Source organism: Lacrimispora sp. YZC11, from assembly GCF_057543815.1.
Genome location: NZ_BAAJYQ010000006.1, coordinates 1004002 through 1024564, shown reverse-complemented (window position 1 = coordinate 1024564; position 20563 = coordinate 1004002). Strand labels below are relative to the sequence as shown.

17 protein-coding genes are annotated in these 20563 nt (G+C 45.8%); 11 read left to right on the top strand and 6 right to left on the bottom strand.

The genetic code is table 11. The features are described from left to right. The first annotated feature begins 31 nt into the window (after nt 1-31). A complete protein-coding gene (locus tag AC27IJ_RS11025; RefSeq protein WP_487148842.1) occupies nt 32-2281 on the top strand; it encodes a glycogen/starch/alpha-glucan phosphorylase in 2250 nt (749 codons plus the stop codon). Between the two features lie 52 nt (nt 2282-2333). On the opposite strand, the gene AC27IJ_RS11020 is transcribed toward AC27IJ_RS11025, so the two are convergent. The 6 genes from AC27IJ_RS11020 to AC27IJ_RS10995 all read right to left on the bottom strand — a co-directional run bounded on the left by AC27IJ_RS11020 (nt 2334) and on the right by AC27IJ_RS10995 (nt 9471). Further along, nucleotides 2334-3692, bottom strand: coding sequence for a uracil-xanthine permease family protein (locus AC27IJ_RS11020; RefSeq protein ID WP_312442741.1), 1359 nt, complete (start codon nt 3690-3692; stop codon nt 2334-2336). 34 nt (nt 3693-3726) lie between these two features. After that, nucleotides 3727-4671, bottom strand: a complete 945-nt coding sequence (gene arcC / locus AC27IJ_RS11015; RefSeq protein WP_312442743.1) for a carbamate kinase — start codon at nt 4669-4671, stop codon at nt 3727-3729. A 112-nt stretch (nt 4672-4783) separates the two neighbouring features. Next, the gene (ygeW, locus tag AC27IJ_RS11010; protein WP_312500689.1) at nt 4784-5977 is read right to left on the bottom strand and encodes a knotted carbamoyltransferase YgeW; all 1194 of its coding nucleotides are present in this window, start codon (nt 5975-5977) and stop codon (nt 4784-4786) included. A gap of 183 nt (nt 5978-6160) precedes the next feature. Next, nucleotides 6161-7471 (bottom strand): YgeY family selenium metabolism-linked hydrolase, encoded by a 1311-nt coding sequence (locus tag AC27IJ_RS11005; RefSeq protein ID WP_312442745.1) that lies wholly within the window; start codon nt 7469-7471, stop codon nt 6161-6163. Nucleotides 7472-7587: 116 nt separating this feature from the next. After that, nucleotides 7588-8793: a diaminopropionate ammonia-lyase gene (gene dpaL, locus AC27IJ_RS11000; protein ID WP_312442747.1), complete on the bottom strand. Its 1206-nt coding sequence runs from the start codon at nt 8791-8793 to the stop codon at nt 7588-7590. 33 nt (nt 8794-8826) lie between these two features. Continuing rightward, complete coding sequence (locus AC27IJ_RS10995) at nt 8827-9471, bottom strand: helix-turn-helix transcriptional regulator (RefSeq protein WP_312442749.1); 645 nt, start codon at nt 9469-9471, stop codon at nt 8827-8829. 330 nt (nt 9472-9801) lie between these two features. Between AC27IJ_RS10995 and ssnA the strand changes: the two genes are divergently transcribed. From ssnA to AC27IJ_RS10945, 10 genes are all read left to right on the top strand, one after another. Continuing rightward, nucleotides 9802-11136 carry a putative aminohydrolase SsnA gene (gene ssnA / locus AC27IJ_RS10990; RefSeq protein WP_313260128.1) on the top strand — a complete coding sequence of 445 codons (1335 nt, stop codon included), beginning with the start codon at nt 9802-9804 and terminating at the stop codon, nt 11134-11136. Nucleotides 11137-11243: 107 nt separating this feature from the next. Further along, entirely contained in the window at nt 11244-14234 is a 2991-nt protein-coding gene (ygfK, locus tag AC27IJ_RS10985; protein ID WP_312500693.1) for a putative selenate reductase subunit YgfK, read from the top strand. A 180-nt stretch (nt 14235-14414) separates the two neighbouring features. Further along, nucleotides 14415-15800: a dihydropyrimidinase gene (hydA, locus tag AC27IJ_RS10980; RefSeq protein ID WP_312442753.1), complete on the top strand. Its 1386-nt coding sequence runs from the start codon at nt 14415-14417 to the stop codon at nt 15798-15800. Beyond that, on the top strand, nt 15791-16603 hold the full coding sequence (yqeC, locus tag AC27IJ_RS10975; RefSeq protein WP_312442755.1) for a selenium cofactor biosynthesis protein YqeC: 813 nt from the start codon (nt 15791-15793) through the stop codon (nt 16601-16603). Before hydA ends, yqeC begins: the two co-directional genes overlap by 10 nt. After that, nucleotides 16600-16959 (top strand): winged helix-turn-helix domain-containing protein, encoded by a 360-nt coding sequence (locus AC27IJ_RS10970; RefSeq protein ID WP_312442757.1) that lies wholly within the window; start codon nt 16600-16602, stop codon nt 16957-16959. The genes yqeC and AC27IJ_RS10970 overlap by 4 nt, the downstream gene beginning before the upstream one ends. 143 nt (nt 16960-17102) lie before the next feature. Continuing rightward, nucleotides 17103-18137 carry a molybdopterin-binding protein gene (locus AC27IJ_RS10965; protein ID WP_312500697.1) on the top strand — a complete coding sequence of 345 codons (1035 nt, stop codon included), beginning with the start codon at nt 17103-17105 and terminating at the stop codon, nt 18135-18137. A gap of 33 nt (nt 18138-18170) precedes the next feature. Further along, nucleotides 18171-18671 (top strand): cyclic pyranopterin monophosphate synthase MoaC, encoded by a 501-nt coding sequence (gene moaC / locus AC27IJ_RS10960; protein ID WP_312442763.1) that lies wholly within the window; start codon nt 18171-18173, stop codon nt 18669-18671. Further along, nucleotides 18668-19636, top strand: a complete 969-nt coding sequence (gene moaA / locus AC27IJ_RS10955; protein WP_487148834.1) for a GTP 3',8-cyclase MoaA — start codon at nt 18668-18670, stop codon at nt 19634-19636. Before moaC ends, moaA begins: the two co-directional genes overlap by 4 nt. Before the next feature lie 4 nt (nt 19637-19640). After that, nucleotides 19641-20084, top strand: a complete 444-nt coding sequence (locus AC27IJ_RS10950) for an MOSC domain-containing protein (protein ID WP_312442767.1) — start codon at nt 19641-19643, stop codon at nt 20082-20084. Further along, a complete protein-coding gene (locus tag AC27IJ_RS10945; protein WP_312442769.1) occupies nt 20063-20554 on the top strand; it encodes a MogA/MoaB family molybdenum cofactor biosynthesis protein in 492 nt (163 codons plus the stop codon). The genes AC27IJ_RS10950 and AC27IJ_RS10945 overlap by 22 nt, the downstream gene beginning before the upstream one ends. Nucleotides 20555-20563: the final 9 nt, after the last annotated feature.

The window sequence follows — 20563 nt, the reverse complement described above, 5'->3', positions numbered from 1 at the left end:
TGGTAAAGAAAACAAAAAAGGAGTGGATTTTATGAATCTTGAGCAACGGATTTTTGAAATATATAGAAAAGCGGTAAATCAGTGTTCTAATAAGGAGATATATTCAGCATTGCTGAAAATCGTACAGGAAGAATCGGAGAAAAGACGACTGGAGGAAGGAAAGAAAAAAGTATATTATATATCTGCGGAATTTTTAATCGGAAAACTGCTTTCCAATAATCTGATCAACCTTGGTATGTATGAGGAGGTCCGCCAGCTTCTTATAAAGAACGGCAGAGATATTTGTGAGATCGAGGAAATGGAGCCGGAGCCGTCTCTTGGAAACGGCGGTCTGGGACGTCTTGCCGCCTGTTTTCTGGATTCCATGGCAACCCTTGGTTTAAACGGAGACGGCATTGGCCTTAATTATCATTTTGGTTTATTTAAACAAACCTTTGAGGACCTTCTTCAGGCGGAGAATCCCAATCCCTGGATCGAGGAAAATAGCTGGCTTACCAGGACAGAAGTAAGTTATCCCGTGACCTTTGGTGGGCTGACCGTTCGCTCCAGAATGTATGATATAGGGGTGACCGGCTATCAGGGACGGATCAACAAGCTTCATCTGTTTGACTTAGAAACCATCGATGAGGAGATCATAAAAGATGGGATTTCATTTGATAAAGAGGATATAAAAAAGAATCTGACCCTGTTTCTCTATCCGGATGACAGTGACGAGGCTGGCAGGAAGCTTCGTATTTACCAGCAGTATTTTATGGTCAGCAGTGCCGCCCAGTATATTCTTGATGAATGCATCAAAAAGGGCTGCAAGCTTTATGACTTACCGGATTATGCGGTGATCCAGATCAATGATACCCATCCTTCTATGGTGATCCCGGAGCTGATACGTCTTTTAACTTTGCGGGGAATTTCCTTTGAGGAGGCATCAAAGATTATCAGCAGGACCTGTGCTTACACCAATCATACCATTCTTGCGGAAGCACTTGAAAAGTGGCCTATGGAATATTTAGAAGAAGCCGTGCCTCAGCTGGTGCCTGTTATAAAGAAACTTCATGAGCAGGTCCGTAAGGTTCATAAAGACCCTTCAGTCGCAATCATTGATGAAAAGGATCTGGTACACATGGCTCATATAGATATCCATTATGGTTTCAGCGTCAATGGTGTGGCATACCTTCATACGGAGATCCTGAAGAAAAGTGAATTGAAGAAGTTTTATGATATATATCCGGAGAAGTTTTCCAATAAAACCAACGGAATCACCTTCAGACGGTGGCTGCTCCATTGCAATCCCCAGCTTTCCCAGCTGATCACCTCAAGGATCGGTGAGGGATATAAGAAAGACGCCATGGAGTTAGAAAAGCTGGCAGCCTTCGATGATGAAGCAACCTTAAAGGCAATACTGGATATGAAAAAGCAGAACAAGATCGCTTTAAAGGAATATCTTATGTTAACCCAGGGGGCTGATATCAATGAAAATTCCATTTATGATATTCAGATCAAGCGTCTTCATGAGTATAAGAGACAGCAGATGAATGCCCTTTATGTGATACACAAATATCTGGAGATTAAAAAAGGAAACTTACCATCCACTCCGGTCACCGTAATTTTCGGTGCAAAAGCGGCCCCTGCCTATGTGATTGCAAAGGATATCATTCACCTGATCTTATGTCTCCAGGAGCTGATAAACAATGATCCCCAGGTAAGCCCTTATTTAAAGGTGGTTATGGTGGAAAACTATAACGTATCCAAAGCAGAAATGCTGATTCCTGCCTGTGATATCTCCCAGCAGATTTCCCTTGCATCAAAGGAGGCCAGCGGAACGGGAAACATGAAGTTCATGTTAAACGGGGCGGTGACTCTTGGAACAATGGATGGTGCCAATGTGGAGATTGCGCAGCTGGTGGGAAAAGACAATATTTATATTTTCGGTGAATCCAGTGAAACGGTGATCCAGCATTACGAAAAAGCGGATTATGTGTCTAAGGAATATCACGAAAAGGATTCAGAGATCCGGGAAGCTCTGGACTTTATGGTGGGAGAGGAGATGACTGCCATCGGCCATAAAGAGAACTTAAAACGGCTTTATGATGAGATACTTAAGAAAGACTGGTTCATGACCCTGTTGGATTACAAAGCCTATTCGGATGCCAGGGAAAGAATTTATAAGGATTATGAGGATTCTTATGTATGGGCGAAAAAGATGTTAATAAATATCAGCAAGGCAGGGTATTTCTCTTCAGACCGGACCATTAAGGAATATAACCGGGATATCTGGAAGCTATAAAACCATGTGAAAAGGGCTGTTGGAATCTATCCAACAGCCCTTTTATTTGATCTTATTTCTTACTTGCTAGATCTTTATCTTTAGGAAGTATGATATTTAAAAAGATTGCTACTATGGTTGCTACAACGACTGGGGAACGTCCAAAGATGGTAGTAGCCCAAGATGGGAAAGTCTGTAATGCGGCCGGAGCCTGAGAAATTCCCATACCGAGTGCAACAGCAAGACCTACGATGGAAGAGTTCCGGAAGGTCATCTTCTCTGTCATAATAAGTCTCATTCCTGTCATGGCGATGGAAGCAAATACTGATACGGTAGCACCTCCAAGAACGCACTGAGGAATGGTAGTAAGTAGAGCGGAGAACTTGGGTATTAATCCGGCCGCTAATAAAATAATTGCAGTCAGTCCCATAATGCAGCGGTTAACAACCTTAGTCGTTGTGACAATACCTACGTTCTGGCTGTATGTTGCAGTGGGAAGACCTCCTAAGAGGGCGCCGAAGAAGTTGGTGAAGCCGTAGCCCATAATTCCGCCCCGAAGTTCCTTATCTGTTGGTTCACGATCAATAGATCCTGTCGTAGTGGCAGTAAAGTCACCGATCGCTTGAACAGAGTTTATCGCAAATAAGAGTCCAATGGCAACACATGAAGATGGTTCAAAAACAATTCCAAAATGAAGCGGCTGTGGAACCTGGAATAAAGATGCAGTTCCAACGTTTACAAAATCTATCATTCCGAAGAAAAAGGCAACAACATAACCGACGATAAGTCCGATTAAAATGGAAGCCAGCTTAAAGAAGCCTTTTCCAAAGTGATTAAGGCCGGTTACAACAGCCAGGGTAATGAATGCCACAAGCCAGTTCTGCCAGGAGCCGTACCGCATCAAACCTTCCACATCCTTATTGGCAGTTCCTCCCGCCATATAGTTGATGGCTGTTGGATACAGAGAAAGTCCAATGGTGAATACTACCGTTCCGGTAATGAGCGGCGGGAAGAATTTACGGATGCGCGTTACACCAAAACCTACGATAAATGCAACCACACCGCCCACCATCTGAGCTCCTAAGATCGCTGCCACGCCATAATCTGCGGCAATGGCTTGCATACTGGGAACATAGGCAAAGCTGATACCCATAATGACAGGAAGAGCGGCACCCAGATGGAAACCGTTTTTATTGCCTATGGGGAAAAGCTCGAGCAGGGTGGATAATGCGGATACTACCAGAGCAGCCTGAATCAGGATGACCCTGTCCGCAGGACTAAGCTGGGCAACGTTTGATACGATAATAGCAGGAGTTACACAGCCTACGATCATGGCCACAAGATGCTGAATGGCCAGTGGGAGAGCCTGTGAAAATTTTGGGATACCATCCATTTCAAATATAGAAGCGTATTGCTTATTAGATTCCTTCATTGTAAAAGTTCCTCCTTTAGGAAAGATTTACGGTTTACTTATGAATATGAGTTCCGGTCTTCCCCAGGATTCCTTCTTTTGCTCTTTCCAGCAAGGTGATGAGCGCATTGCGCCCTTCCTTGGAATCTGCGAATTTCACGGCAGCTTGTACCTTTGGCAGCATGGAGCCAGGAGCGAAGTGTCCTTCTCCAATATACTTGCGGGCATCGTCTGTTGTGATATCGTCCAACCATTTCTCTTCCGGTTTACCGAAGTTTATTGCTACTTTCTCAACTGCTGTGAGGATGATCAAGAAGTCTGCATCCAGTTCCTCAGCCAGCAATTCACTTGCAAAATCTTTGTCAATAACCGCGCTTGCGCCTTTTAAGTGGTTTCCCTGACGAGTTACGGGAATACCGCCGCCGCCGCAGGCGATAACCAGCTGTCCGGCTTCCACAAGGGAGCGGATTGCGCCGATTTCAATAATTTCTGCAGGATTTGGAGATGCTACCACACGACGGTATCCCCGTCCGGCATCTTCCTTCGTGATGTATCCGTACTTTTCCTCAGCCAGTTTTGCTTCTTCTGCAGTCATGAAATGACCGATTGGCTTGCTGGGAGAGTTGAAAGCAGGATCGTTTTCATCCACACGAACCTGTGTGATCATGGTGGTTACAGGAATATTGTTTAAGCTCCTGTTTACCAGCTCTTCTCTTATAGCATTCTGTAAGTCATAGCCGATATAAGCCTGGCTCATGGCGACACAGACGGAAAGAGGAGTGTTTGTCTGTTTGGGATCTTCCCTGGTTAATGCGCTCATTGCGTTATTAATCATACCGACCTGTGGGCCGTTGCCGTGAACCACCACTACTTCACAGCCTTCTTCGATCAGGTCAACGATTGCTTTTGACGTGATCTTTACTGCAGTCATCTGCTCTGACAGAGTGTTACCCAAAGCATTGCCGCCTAACGCAATAACAATTCTTTTTTTCTTTTCCATTTTGTTATCCTCTTAACGATTAGGAATTATTTAAAAGACGCACCCGTATCCATTAGTAGGCTGCGGGTGCGCCTGGAATTCTTAAATATGGGTCAGCTGCCCCTATATGAAATTATTCAAAAATTCTTGGTGTCTTGCCGGATTCCAGCTTCTTTAAGATTTCCTGTGGATTCTCAAATTTGCTTAAGAAGATCATAGCGGCGATTACATATGGCTTGTAGCTTGCTTCTTTGTATAACGGATCGCGGTAACGGTCGAATACGGAAGCTACTACTTCACCGTCCTTGCAGCTTACATCGTTGATGTCAGCCGGTAAGCAGTGCATGTAAAGAGCCTTGCCGTCTTTTGTGGTCTTCATCAGCTCTTCTGTACAGCACCAGTCTTTGTGGCTTGCGTTCTGAGCCAGTAATTCTTTCTCAAGAGCCTTGATGCCGTCTGAGTCGCCTTCGCCGTAAAGGTTAGTTCTCTTTTCCATAGCTGCAAATGGAGCCCAGCTCTTTGGATATACAACGTCAGCATCCTTGAATGCGTCAGCCATATCGTTGGATACACGGAAGGTACCGCCGGATTTCTCAGCGTTCTTCTTTGCAACTTCAACAACTTCAGGCATAACTTCATAGCCTTCTGGATGAGCTAAAACAACTTCCATACCCATACGTGTCATTAAGCCGATGATTCCCTGAGGAACGGATAATGGCTTTCCGTAGGAAGGAGAGTAAGCCCATGTCATAGCCAGCTTTTTGCCCTTTAAGTTCTCGAGGCCGCCCATCTCATGGATGATGTGAAGCATATCAGCCATACTCTGAGTTGGATGGTCAATGTCGCACTGTAAGTTTACTAAGGTTGGTCTCTGCTCTAAGATGCCATCCTTATTTCCCTGGGTAACAGCGTCCATAAATTCATGCATATAAGTATTTCCCTTGCCGATATACATATCATCGCGGATACCGATAACATCTGCCATGAAGGAAACCATGTTAGCTGTCTCACGAACAGTCTCGCCGTGAGCTACCTGAGATTTGCCCTCGTCTAAATCCTGAACTTCCAGACCAAGTAAGTTACATGCGGAAGCGAAGGAGAAACGGGTACGTGTGGAGTTGTCGCGGAATAAGGAAATTCCAAGACCGCTTTCGAATACTTTTGTGGAAATGTTGTTTTCTCTCATGAAGCGGAGAGCATCAGCAACGGTCCAGACAGCTTCCAGCTCGTCGTCTGTCTTTTCCCATGTTAAGAAGAAATCATTCTCATACATTTCCTTAAAGTTTAAGGAATTCAGTTTGTCAATGTAATCCTGTAAGGTTTTCATATTGTAGTTAGCCTCCTGAATATTATCTTGTTTTATAGTTATCTATCCTTCATGCAGTCTGCCAGGCATTGATTGGGGAAGGAATGTTCGGCAGATTGCAAAAATGATTGTTAGGAGTGGCGGCAGGCCTAAAAGGCCCGCTGCCAGAATTATGGTAAAATGGTTGTTAAAAACTTGTTTGGATTACTTGCAGTAAGCGGTTGGAAGTGCTGCATATACAGCTGCACAGGTAACCAGATCCTGCTTCCAGGTCTTCTCGTTAGGAGCATGAGCCTGAGCCTCTGCACCAGGTCCAAAGCCGATGCATGGGATTCCGTTGCGGCCCATGATGGAAACGCCGTTTGTGGAGAAGGTCCACTTGTCGGTAAGAGGACGGGCAGTTCTCATAGCAACAGTTTCTTCTGCACCGATTCTTACATCACCGTAAAGGTTCTTGTAAGCGTCTTCCAGTGCCTTGGTAACATCGTGATCCTCCGGAATAACCCAGGTTGGGAAGTAGCACTCGATCGGATAAGTAAGACCTGTGTAGGAAGGACGGGAATATTCGTACATGGAAACAGTAACGTCATCGCCGTATTTTTTTACGTTTGGAAGATTGCGGATCTCTTCCAGACAGCTTTCCCATGTTTCGCCTGCTGTCATACGACGGTCTAAGGATACGGAAGCAGAGTCAGCAACTGCACAACGGCTTGGGGAGGTGAAGAAGATCTCGGAAGCAGTAACAGTACCGCGTCCTAAGAAGTTTGCTTCTTTCCACTCTTTGTTGTACTTCTCGTCAAGCATCTTTACAAGGCCTTTAATTTCCTTGTCATCAGCAGCATCGTTCTCGTTAAGAGAGCGAACGTCCTGAAGAATATCAGCCATCTTGTAGATTGCGTTGTCACCGCGTTCTGGTGCGGAACCGTGGCAGGAGATACCCTTTACGTCAATACGGATTTCCATACGGCCTCTCTGTCCGCGGTAGATACCGCCGTCAGTTGGCTCTGTGGAAACAACGAATTCCGGACGAACTTTACCTTCGTTGATGATATACTGCCAGCAAAGACCGTCACAGTCTTCTTCCTGAACAGTACCGGTAACCAGAACGGTGTATTTGTCATTTAAAAGACCTAAATCCTTCATAATTCTTGCACCGTAAACAGCAGATACGATACCGCCGCACTGATCGGATACGCCGCGGCCGCCGATTTCTGTTTCATTCTCGTAGCCTTCGTATGGATCAAATGTCCAGTTGCTCTTGTTGCCGATACCAACGGTATCAATATGAGCGTCAAAACCGATTAAAGTCTTGCCTGTTCCCATATAGCCTAATACGTTGCCCATGCCGTCGATTTCTACTTTGTCGAAATCCAGCTTCCGCATTTCTGCCGCGATGCGGTCGATGTGAGCCTTTTCATCACTGCTCTCGCCTGGGAATTTAACGATTTCCCGTAAGAATTTTGTCATATCGGCTTCATAATTCTGTGCTGCTTCTTTGATTTTGTTGTAATCCATGTTTTTGTCCTCCATTTTATAATTTGTTAAGTAATTTGATTCGCCTATGGCTCATCGAGCGGCTGATTTTCTAAGTTCTGCCTGCACTGCGTTTGCCTTCACTAAGAAAATTATGCCTAACGTTCTTTTCCTTCCCAGACAATTGCTTTGTAGCGGTCCGGATCGGTGTCACCCTCAGTAGAGAAGAGGAGAACTTTTGAATCCTTATTAAGTCCTAAATGCTCTTTTAACTCCTTGTATTCATCAAGAAGCATGATGCAGGCAAGAACTCCGAATGGAGCAGCGCCTGATTCGCCGGAAGTTACCGGTACATCGCCTTTGATAGGAGCGGCAAGCATTCTCATGCCCTGGGCAGCTGCCCAGTCAGGAGCAGAAACAAAGGTATCTACGTGATTCTTTAAGATATCCCAGGAAATAGTGTTTGGCTCTCCGCAGGCAAGGCCGGCCATAATGGTCTGCATATCACCGTCCACGATGCGGATATCTCCGTCGCCGGCTTTTGCACCCTTATAGAGACAGTCTGCTACGTCAGCTTCCACAACGACTACCTTAGGCGGATTCTTAAGATAACGGTTTGCAAAATATCCCTGAACAGCTCCTGCAAGAGAACCTACACCAGCCTGAACAAATACATGGGTCGGTCTGTCGCAGCCATATTCTTCAAGCTGCTCATTCGCTTCCAGTGCCATGGTTCCGTAGCCCTGCATGATCCAGGCAGGAATCTCTTCGTATCCATCCCAGGCAGTATCCTGTACTACAACGCCGTTCTTTGTCTTGGAAGCAGCATCTGCAGCCATACGGACACATTCGTCATAGTTGACTTCTTCGATGGTAACTGTAGCGCCTTCTGCTTTGATATTGTTGAAACGGGTGATGGTGGAGCCCTTTGGCATATAAACAACGGACTTCTGGCCTAATTTATTCGCAGCCCATGCAACACCACGTCCATGATTTCCATCGGTAGCGGTGAAGAAGGTCGCCTGTCCAAACTCTTCTCTTAAAGCGTCAGATGTGAGGACGCTGTAGGGAAGATCAGAAACATCTTTTCCAGTCTGCTTTGCGATGTACTTTGCGATGGCAAAGGATCCGCCCAATACTTTGAATGCATTTAAGCCGAACCGGTAAGATTCGTCTTTCATGTAAACCTGGCCAAGGCCTAAATAATCTGCCATGTGATCCAGCTTTGCAAGAGGAGTCTTGCTGTACTGAGGAAAGCTTTCGTGGAATACTCTTGCTTTCTTGATTTCATCAAGTGCCATAACCGGTAAATTTTTATCATCGGTCTTTGGCATGGTGTTTACAACCCATTGGATTGGTTTCATGATTTTTCATTCTCCTTTTTCTTCCTTAATATATTACTTTTCTTTATTTGTATCCATATAACTGTATAAAGTGAATTTGGATATGCCAAAATAATTGGAAACCTTGTCTCCTGACTTTGTGACCAGGAATGCTCCGGCATCATTTAAATACTGAATCGCTGCAACTTTGTCATCCTTGCTCATAAGAGCGACCGGTTTGCCAACCAGGGCCACAGACTGTTCGATCAGTGCGTCAAGAAGATCATTCACATTATGGGTGATTCTTTTCGGCTGCTTCTCATCGTCTTCTGTTTCCGAAGTGGAGAGAAGAGATTTTAAGGAATTGTCTATGGTAAGCAGTCCTGTGATATCATAATTAAGAGCCAGAATGTAATCAATCGTATTATTTTTACCTCTTATATACATGGTGCTGGATTTTAGGATCCTGCCGTCATCGGTTCTTGTTAAATAGGATAAGCGGTCTTTTAAAAGATCCGGGTTCTTTTTTAACGTTTCCAAAACGATTTCCGAGGGACCATCCCCCAGCTTTCTGTTGCTTACCTGACCGTTTTCGATATAGACAATGGAACTATCTATATCTTCCTTCCTGATATCGTGGATAACTACCTCGCAGTTGTTACCAAAATGAGTAGCAATTCCATGTGCGATCTGTGTTAGCAGTTCAAGCTTTGTATCCATCGTTTGCCCTCCTCTCATCGGAACATCTTATATATCCATCATAGCATAAAAAATTAAAATTACAAGTGGTTTTCTAAAAAATTTTTAGGTTCGCTAATTTTTTTTGTATTTTTCACTTGCATTTCTTTATATGAAATGATACACTGTACTTAGTGAGGAATTTATGGTGTAATCTGTATAGAAAATGACGAATTATAGGAGTGAGTATAAGCAGATTGCAGAAATGAAGTACATACATAGAGGAAGTTCCTATGTGAGGTTTGTACAGTTGGAAATTTTAAGGTTTCACTTAAATTATGATTAAAAAATGGGAAAAAAGGAGATGGAAACATGCTGGTTATCGGTAATGGAAGAATGATTACAAGAGACCCCCAGAATCCGTTTTTTGAGAACGGTGCAGTTGCTATAGAGGGGAGCGAGATCCGCAAGGTAGGAACCACAGAAGACATGAAAAAAGAATACCCGGATGCGGAGTATATTGATGCAAAAGGTGGAGTTATAATGCCAGCCTTTATTAATGCCCACGAACATATTTACAGTTCTTTTGCAAGAGGCTTAAGCATCAAAGGATATGATCCTCACGGATTCCTGGAGATTTTGGACGGAATGTGGTGGACCATTGACCGTAACCTCACTTTAGAAGATACAAGGTTAAGCGCCATGGCAACTTACATCGATTCTATTAAGAACGGTGTGACAACGACCTTTGACCATCATGCAAGCTTCGGACATATAACAGATTCTCTGTTTAAGATCGAAGAGGCTGCAAAAGAGACTGGTGTCCGTTCCTGTCTGTGCTATGAGGTTTCTGACCGTGACGGCAAAGACAAGGCAAAAGAAGCGGTTCTGGAGAATGAAGCATTCATTAAGCACGCTTTGGCAGATGACAGCGACATGATTGCAGGAATGATGGGAATGCATGCCCAGTTTACGATTTCTGATGAGACCATGGAGCTTGCAGCTTCCCACAAGCCTGAGGGTGTTGGTTACCATATCCACGTGGCAGAGGGAATCGAAGATCTTCATGACTGCCTTAAGAAACACGGCAAACGGATCGTAGACCGTCTGATGGACTGCAATATCCTGGGAGAAAAGACCCTTCTTGGACACTGCATCTATATCAACCCTCATGAGATGCAGCTGATTAAGGATACGGATACCATGGTAGTTCACAATCCGGAATCCAACATGGGCAATGCATGCGGATGTCCGCCGACCATGGAACTGGTTCACAGAGGAATCTTAACAGGTCTGGGAACTGATGGTTATACTCACGACATGACAGAATCCTATAAGGTAGCTAATGTCCTGCATAAACATCATTTATGTGATCCTAATGCGGCATGGGGAGAAGTTCCAAAGATGCTGTTTGAAGGAAATGCAAAGATTGCAGGCCGCTACTTTAAAAAGCCTTTGGGCGTATTAAAAGAGGGTGCAGCAGCAGACGTTATCGTTACCGACTATATTCCGCTGACCCCAATGAATGGGGATAACTGCAACAGCCATATCCTTTTCGGAATGACAGGACGCAGCGTGGTGACTACAGTAGGCAACGGAAAAGTGCTGATGAAGGACCGTATCCTCACAGCCATTGATGAAGAAAAGGTGATGGCAGACTGCAGACAAGCAGCAGCCGAACTGGCAAACCGGATTAATTCCAGATAAAAGTAGTTTCATAAAACCAAGAAAAATAGTAAAATATACAATATAGAACATTCACTGAGGGTTGTCTGCAGTAAAAAAGCGGACAACCCCGTTACAGGAGGTAAAAAATGGGAGATAGAATGACCCCAATGCCCTTTGGGCAGTTAGTGGACTGGATTATTAATGAATATGGAAAAAATGAGACTGTTTTCGGAGTCTACAGACCTTACAAAGCAGACAAAAAAAACAACCGTAAAATTTTCGGACGCACGTTAGAGAATCCTATGGGACCGGCAGCCGGCCCTCATACCCAGCTCACTCAGAACATTGTTGCTTCCTACTATGCAGGAAGCCGTTTCTTCGAGTTAAAGACTGTTCAGATCTTGGACGGAGAGGATCTGCCTGTAAGCAAACCATGCATCAAAGCAGATGATGAATGCTACAACTGTGAGTGGTCTACGGAGCTTTATGTTCCCCAGGCTCAGGACGAATATATCAAGGCATGGATCCTGCTTCACATCATTGCCAAGGAGCACGGTCTTGGAGCAATGGATGGCTTCCAGTTCAACATGAGCGTTGGATATGACCTGGAAGGAATTAAATCCCCGAAGGTGAACTCCTTTATCGATTCCATGAAGGAAGCAAAAGATACGGAGATGTTTAAGGACTGCATTAATTATCTTTTAGATCATTTAGATCTGTTTAAGAATGTGACCAAAGAGGATATTGAGAACATTCCTTCCGAAGTCTGTAATTCCGTAACCCTTTCCACTCTTCACGGATGTCCTCCTCAGGAGATTCAGAGAATCGCTACCTATCTGATCGAGGAAAAGGGACTGAATACCTTCATTAAGTGCAACCCGACTCTTCTTGGATATGAATTTGCAAGAAAGACCATGGATGATATGGGATATGATTATATCGCATTCGGTGATTTCCACTTCCTTGACGATTTACAGTACGAGGATGCGATTCCCATGTTAAAGACCCTTATGACTTTGGCAGAGAAGAAGAAATTAGAGTTCGGTGTAAAGATTACCAATACCTTCCCGGTTGATGTAAAAAATAAAGAACTTCCCAGCGAAGAGATGTATATGTCAGGAAAGTCCTTATATCCGCTTTCCATTACCTTAGCAGCTAAGCTGGCAAAGGAATTTGACGGAAAATTAAGAATTTCCTTCTCAGGCGGTGCAGATTACCACAACATCAAAGCAATCGTTGATGCAGGAATCTGGCCTGTTACCGTGGCAACCACTCTCTTAAAGCCAGGCGGCTATCAGAGACTTTTACAGATCGCAGAGAAGCTGGAAGAGGGCCATGTGGAGTTTACAGGAGTTGATCCGGAAAAGACTGCAAAACTGGCAGCAGATGCGGTTCATGATCCTCATCACAAAAAAGCCGTAAAACCCCTTCCTATCAGAAAGATGCCTAAGAGCGTTCCGCTTATTGACTGCTATGTGGCTCCATGTAAGGAAGGCTGCCCGATCCATCAGGATATTACCACCTATTTACAGCTTTCCGGTGCAGGAAAATACGAGGAAGCTATGAAAGTGATTGCGGAGAAGAATCCTCTTCCATTCATAACGGGAACGATTTGTGCCCATAACTGCATGAGCAAGTGCAACCGGAACTATTATGAAGATCCGGTAAATATCCGCGGAGTCAAGCTGGTTTGTGCGGAAGGCGGCTATGATGCGTTCATGAAGGAGATTAAAGCCGGCGAGCTGAAAGGCAAAAAGACAGCAGTAGTGGGCGGAGGCCCGGCTGGACTTGCAGCAGCTTATTTCCTGACAAAGAACGGAATGCCTGCAACCATTATTGAAAAGAGCGGCAGCTTAGGAGGCGTGGTAAAGCATGTGATCCCTGGATTCCGTATTCCGGATGAGGCGATTGACAAGGATGCTGCCCTGTCTCTTGCATTTGGAGCTGAGGTTAGATTAAATACTGAAGTGACAGATTTAGAAGCTTTAAAGAAGGAAGGCTTTGAGTATATCATCCTTGCTACAGGCGCGTCTAAACCAGGCGTGTTAAAGCTTGAGGCAGGTGAAACCATAAATGCTCTGGATTTCCTGGCTCAGTTTAAAGAGACCGACGGAAAATTAAACATTGGTAAAAATGTAGTGGTCATCGGCGGCGGTAATACTGCCATGGATACAGCAAGAGCAGTAAAGAGAACAGAAGGCGTGGAACACTCCTACTTAGTTTACCGCAGAACCAAACGCTATATGCCGGCAGATGAGGAAGAATTAGAGATGGCACTGGAAGACGGCGTGGAATTTAAGGAACTGCTGTCTCCTGTAGAGCTAAAGAATGGTAAACTCCTTTGCAAGGTGATGAAGCTTTCCGATACCGATGCTACCGGCAGAAGGGGCATTGTAGAAACAGAAGAAACCGTAGAGATCCTTGCAGATACAGTGATTGCGGCAGTGGGCGAGCAGGTTCCGACCGAATTCTATGAAGCAAACGGCATTAACGTAAGCAACCGCGGTAAAGTCCTTGTAAATGAGGAGACTTTAGAAACCAGCACGGCAGGCGTTTATGTGGTTGGCGATGGACTCTATGGACCGGCTACTGTGGTAGAGGCTATGAGAGATGCACGCATTGCGGCTGAAGCTATTTTAGGTAAAAAAGCTGCTGTGGACTTTGATGACACAGTGGATAATTTAGACAAAATTTATGACAAGCGCGGTATCCTTGAAGTTACCAAGGAATATAAGGTAGAAGACTCCAGATGCCTTGGCTGCTCCAATGTCTGTGAAAACTGCGCTGAGGTCTGTCCAAACCGTGCAAACCTGGCACTGAATATTCCTGGTTTATCCATGCACCAGATCGTTCATGTGGACTATATGTGCAACGAGTGCGGAAACTGCAAGAGCTTCTGTCCATATGACAGCGCTCCTTACCTGGATAAGTTTACTTTGTTCGCCAACGAGGCTGACATGGAAAACAGCAAAAATGAAGGCTTTGTTGTATTAGAAAAAGAAACAGCAGCCTGCAAGGTACGCTACCTTGGCAATATTCTCACTTGGAAAGCCGGTGAAAAGGACAGCTTGATTCCGGAAGGACTTAGAAAAGTTATGGAAACTGTCTGCAGTGACTACGACTATATCTTAGGATAAGAAAAGTCCCGAAAGAAGCAAAAAGAATAAGTAATGTATTGGCAATGAATCGGCGCAGTCGGAGAATGAGTTTCTCCCTGCGCCTTTCAAGCTTTGAAACTGATGGCTGCCAATACACAAAGATGAAAAGCAGGCCAAAAGATTGGCCGATACAGCTGAAAGAAAGGATGTAGATATTTTATGAAAACGCTATTAAAAGGTGGAACTGTAGTATCGGGAAGCGGCCTGATCCAGGCGGACGTACTCATGGATGAGGGAAAGATCCAGGCAGTGGAAGCAGGGATCCAGGCAGAAGAAGCGGAGGTTATTGATGTAACGGGAAAGCTTTTATTCCCTGGCTTCATCGATGCACATACGCATTTTGATCTTCATGTGGCAGGTACTGTGACAGCAGATAATTATGAAACAGGAACAAAGGCCGCATTGTCAGGCGGCACTACCATGATCATTGATTTTGCCACCCAGTATCAGGGTGAGACTCTGGAAAAAGCTCTGGAAAACTGGCATAAAAAATCGGATGGAAACGCATCCTGTGATTATGGTTTTCATCTGGCAATCTCCGACTGGAACCCTTCTATCAGCAAGGAATTGGAAGAAATTGTTGAGGGCGGCGTAACCTCCTTCAAGCTTTATATGACCTATGATGAGATGTACTTAAATGATAAGAAAATCTATCAGGTGCTGAAGCGTTTAAAAGAGGTTGGCGGGATTGCCGGCATCCATTGTGAAAATATGGGACTCATAGAGGCACTGAAAGAAGAAGAGAAAGCAAAAGGTAATTTATCCGTAAACGCCCATAAAAAGACCAGGCCAGCCGCAGTGGAAGCGGAAGCTATTGGCAGGCTGTTAAAAATCGCAGGCCTTGCGGACACTCCGGTGATCATCGTCCATTTAAGCTCAGGAGAGGGCTATCAGGAGGTGAAATATGCCAGGGAACGGGGCCAGGAGGTTTATTTAGAGACTTGTCCCCAGTACCTGCTTCTTGATGAAAGCGTTTATGATCTTCCAGGCTTTGAGGGCAGTAAGTATGTGATCTCTCCCACCATTAAGAAGAAAAAGGACAGCATCAGACTGTGGAATGCCCTTCTGAAGAACCATATTCAGACCATAGCAACGGATCACTGCAGCTTTACCACCAGCCAGAAGGCGGCGGGAAAAGATGATTTTACAAAGATTCCAAACGGAATGCCTGGGGTGGAATCACGTCCGGTCCTCATATACAGCTTTGGTGTGCTGGAGCATAACTTAAAGCTGGAACAGATGTGCCGTCTGCTGTCAGAAAATCCGGCAAAGCTTTACGGTGTTTATCCTCAGAAAGGGGCTATAGCTCCGGGCAGCGATGGGGATATCGTAGTGTGGAATCCAGATGTACAGTGGACATTGTCTGTTGAAAACCAGGTAGCAAATGTGGATTATTGTCCTTTTGAAGGAACTTCTGTCAAGGGAAAAGCAGAGCTGGTATTCTTAAAGGGACGTCTTGCTGCAAAAGACGGTCAGGTAGTATTGGAGAAAACCGGTTCTTATGTTCCGAGAAAAAGGCGTATGGAGCTGTATCAATGGGATTAAAGAGTGTCTATACCTTAATCGGCCGTGAGGGTAAAACGGCCGTGACAAGGAGGAATTCCCTGTGGGAAGCCCTGGGTTTTCCTCTTAAGGACCATATGGTTATCTGCTTTACCGGCGGCGGCGGTAAGACCAGTGCCATGTTTTCTCTGGCCGATGAACTGGCGGACATGGGGAAACGGGTGATTGTCACCACCAGCACTCACATATTCTATCCTGAGAATCGTGAGGTAGTGCTGGCAGACCGGGCCGGGACAGTTAAAGATTTCCTAAAAGACTGGGAAGAATGGCATTCTGACCGTACAGGCCAGGTTCTGGTAACAGGGCAGCCTGCAGCTGAGGGAAAATTAAAGGGTATGGCTCCCCGGGAATTGGAGCAGCTTTCAGGCCTTTCTGATGTGCTTCTTGTGGAGGCGGACGGAGCAAAGCGTCTGCCTCTGAAGATCCCAAGGGAAGGAGAGCCTGCTCTTTTAAAAGGCACCCATGGGGTGATTGGCTGTGCCGGCCTGGATGCCATTGGCCGCCCATGGGAAGAGAAGTGCTTCCGGTGGGAGCTTGCGGAACCCACATTTGGCTGGCAGACGGAAAAAAGTCTTATAACACCGGCCCAGGCAGCCCGGATTCTTATAAGCAGCAATGGAACCAGAAAGGGAACGGAGTCCATGGAATACCGGATTTTGTTAAATAAAGCTGATAATGAAAGCAGGCTGTCCCAAGGGATCCAGGTCATGGAATGCCTGGGAGAAGAATGGGCAGGACGCTGTGTGATGACCAGTTTTTCGCACTATAGAAAAGGATCAGAATGATAGAAACAGAGAAAGAGAAAAGAACGCTTAAATATCATTTAAAGCTCCGTGTTTATTATGAAGAGCGCAACTTTGGGCCGGGGGTGGCAGACTTAATGAAGCTTGTAAGGGAGAGGGGATCCCTTTCTGCTGCCTGCCAGGAACTGCACATGGCTTATTCAAAAGCGTGGAAGATCATGAACAAGGCAGAAGAGGATCTGGGGTTTTCCCTGATGGAAGGAAGAAGGGGAGGGGAAAACGGAGGAACTACTGTTTTAACTGCGGAGGGTGAAACGTTTTTAGACCGATATCTGGCCTTTGTGGAGGAAGCAGAAGCGGCAGTGGAAGAATTATTTTACAAATATTTTCCCGGATGATATAATGAACGGATATGGTAATTTTTTGTAAACAGGGATATTCTTACTTGAGAATAACATGATCCATATAGAAGTTCGATTGGCCTGACGGCTCGTCGAACGATTGATTTAAATTATGCCTAAGAACGAAAGGAGAGGGGAAAATGAAGGAAATCAAGACAGTAGATGCGGTAGGACAGGTTCTCTGCCATGATATGACTCAGATCATACCTGGAGTCTTGAAGGATGCAAGATTCAGGAAAGGACATGTAGTGACAGAGGAGGACATTCCGGTGCTGCTGTCAATGGGAAAAGAACATCTTTATGTTTGGGAAAAGGATGATTCCCTTTACCATGAGAATGAAGCAGCTGAAATCCTGTGCAGCCTGTGCTTCAATGACAATATGGAGCGCAGCGAGGTAAAGGAAGGGAAAATTGAATTGAAATCAACCGTTCGGGGTCTGTTAAAAATAGATACCGGACTTTTAGATAAAATAAACAGTATGGGGAATATGATGATCGCTTCCAGACACCCCAACACCCCGGTGGAGCCTGGAGACAAGCTGTGTGGGACAAGGATCATTCCTCTTGTCATTGAAAAGGAAAAGATGGAAGAGGTCAAAGAGGTCTGCGGAGGAAAGAAAATCTTTGCCGTGATGCCTTACTTAGATAAAAAGGTGGGAATCGTAACCACGGGAAGCGAAGTATTCCATGGCAGGGTAAAGGATGCCTTTGGACCTGTCTTAAAGGCAAAAGTGGAAGAGTTAAACGGCCAGATCCTTGGCCAGACGATCACTGATGATAATCCGGAGCATACCACTGAAGCGATTCTTGACCTCATCCGTCAGGGGGCTGACATGGTACTTGTCAGCGGAGGCATGAGTGTTGACCCGGATGACAAGACTCCTCTTGCAATCAGGAATACAGGAGCAGAAGTGGTATCCTACGGAGCGCCGGTGCTTCCGGGAGCCATGTTCTTACTTTCCTATTACATGCAGGATGGGAAAAACATTCCCATAGCCGGACTTCCCGGATGTGTCATGTATTCCAAGCGGACGGTGTTTGATCTGGTGCTCCCAAGGCTCATGGCGGATGATCCGGTGACAAAGGAAGATCTTGATAAGCTGGGCAAAGGGGGACTATGCCTTTCCTGCGACGTATGCTATTATCCAAACTGCGGCTTCGGAAAGGGCTGGTAAGGCACTACAGGAGGAAAGGTTGAACGAAAAGAGATGAATGGACTGACACATTTTGATGAACAGGGAAATGCCCGCATGGTAGATGTCGGAGAAAAGGCGGAGACAGACCGGATCGCCGTTGCCCATGGGTTTATTACGGTCAATCATGAGGTTTTTGAAGCCATTTCACTTGGTACCGCAAAAAAGGGCGATGTACTGGGAGTGGCCAGGGTGGCAGGTATCATGGGAGCGAAAAGGACCTCTGAACTGATCCCTTTGTGCCATGGACTGATGCTCACAAAATGCACGGTAGATTTTGCGCTTCATGAGGAACGGCTTTCTGTAGAGGCGGTCTGTACGGTCAAAACCCAGGGCAAGACAGGCGTGGAGATGGAAGCCCTGACAGGGGTGAATATAGCCCTGCTGACCATATATGACATGTGCAAGGCCATGGACCGGGGGATGACCATCAGTGATATCTGTCTTTTGAAAAAGGATGGCGGTAAGAGCGGACTTTATGAAAAGGACTTAAGCGGCAGGGGGAGCGGACGATGAAAGACAGCTGCAACAGAACCATTGATTATATCCGGATATCTGTTACAGACCGGTGCAATTTAAGGTGTCTCTACTGCATGCCGGAGGAGGGGATTGCCCCTCTGCGCCATGAGGACATCCTCACCTATCAGGAAATCGTTAGGATCTGTGAGTCCGGCGCCCGCCTTGGAATCCGTAAGGTAAAGGTAACTGGCGGGGAACCTTTGGTGAGAAAGGGCATAGAGGTCCTGATCAAAGAATTGGCGGAGATCCAGGGAATTGAGGATGTGACCATGACCACCAATGGCTGCCTGTTAAAGGAAAAGTCAGCCGAACTAAAAGCTGCGGGCTTATCAAGTGTCAATGTAAGCCTGGATACCTTAGATCCGAGGCGGTTTGCCAGAATCACAAGAAGAGACTGCTTTGAATCCGTTATGGAAGGAATCGACAGCGCATTGGCGGCGGGACTCAAGGTAAAAATAAACTGTGCGGTCATGGAAGATTTAACAAAGGAAGAGGTGCTTGCCTTTGCCCGGTTTTCCATGGACCGAAGGATCCCGGTCCGTTTTATTGAAATGATGCCCATTGGCCAGGGAAAGAACTACAAAGCACTGGAAAATGATGATCTGGCGGGGATCCTGTCAGAGGCCTTTGGAGAGCTTAAAGAAAGCCGTAAGGTGAAAGGCAACGGCCCCGCTGTTTATTATACATGGGGAGATGGAACAGGCTTTATAGGCTTTATCAGTGCTGTCAGCCACAAATTCTGCCATAACTGTAACCGGATAAGGCTGACTTCTGACGGATTTTTAAAGCTTTGCCTGGACAGTCCTGCAGGAGTGGATTTGAAAGGGCCTTTGCGTGAAGGAATTTCCGATGACAGTCTTTTTGATCTGATGAAGCAGAGCATACGGAATAAGCCGGAGAGCCATCATTTTGAGGAAGACTTGGGAGAAGCGGGCCCCAACATGAACCAGATAGGAGGATAAGCAGATGGGAAAGGTAATGGCTGTCTGTATCAGCGAAAAAAAGGGAACTCAGAAAACCAGAGTGGAAGAAGGCCATTTTATAGAAGAATACGGGATAGAAGGGGATGCCCATGCAGGCAAATGGCATAGGCAGGTAAGCCTTTTATCCTTTGATACCATAGAGGACTTTAAGGCCAGAGGCGCGGAGATCGGAAACGGGGCCTTTGGGGAAAATATCATTGTCCAGGGAATTGACTTGATTCATCTTCCTGTCAGCACCAGGTTAAAGTGCGGGGATATCCTTTTGGAAGTGACCCAGATAGGAAAGGAATGTCACAGCCACTGTGAGATTTACAAGAAAATGGGAGAATGCATCATGCCGACAAACGGAATCTTTACAAGGGTCCTCCATGGAGGGCTCATGAAGGAAGGGGATGAAATCACGGTATGTACCGAGCAGGAATCGTAACCTTAAGTGACAAGGGAGCCGCCGGAGAACGGGAAGATGTAAGCGGCGCAGTCATAAGAGAGATATTGGAGGGGGCAGGCTTTGAAGTGGTCAGCTATAAGCTCCTTGCCGATGAAGGAGAGGACTTAAAAGAGGAACTCATGCGCTTAAGCGATGAAGTGGAATGCGATCTGGTTCTGACCACCGGCGGGACCGGCTTTTCTCCCAGGGATGTAACCCCGGAGGCCACTCTGGCCGTTGCGGACCGCAATGCACCGGGAATTGCCGAGGCCATACGGGCTTACAGCATGACTGTGACCAAACGGGCCATGTTAAGCAGGGGAGCCAGTGTCATCCGGGGATCGACCCTTATCATCAATCTTCCGGGAAGTCCTAAGGCGGTGAGAGAAAGCCTGGAATATATTCTGGATACTCTTTTCCATGGCCTGGAAATCCTGTCAGGCAAGGGCGGAGAATGCGCTAGAAAATAAACCAAAAGA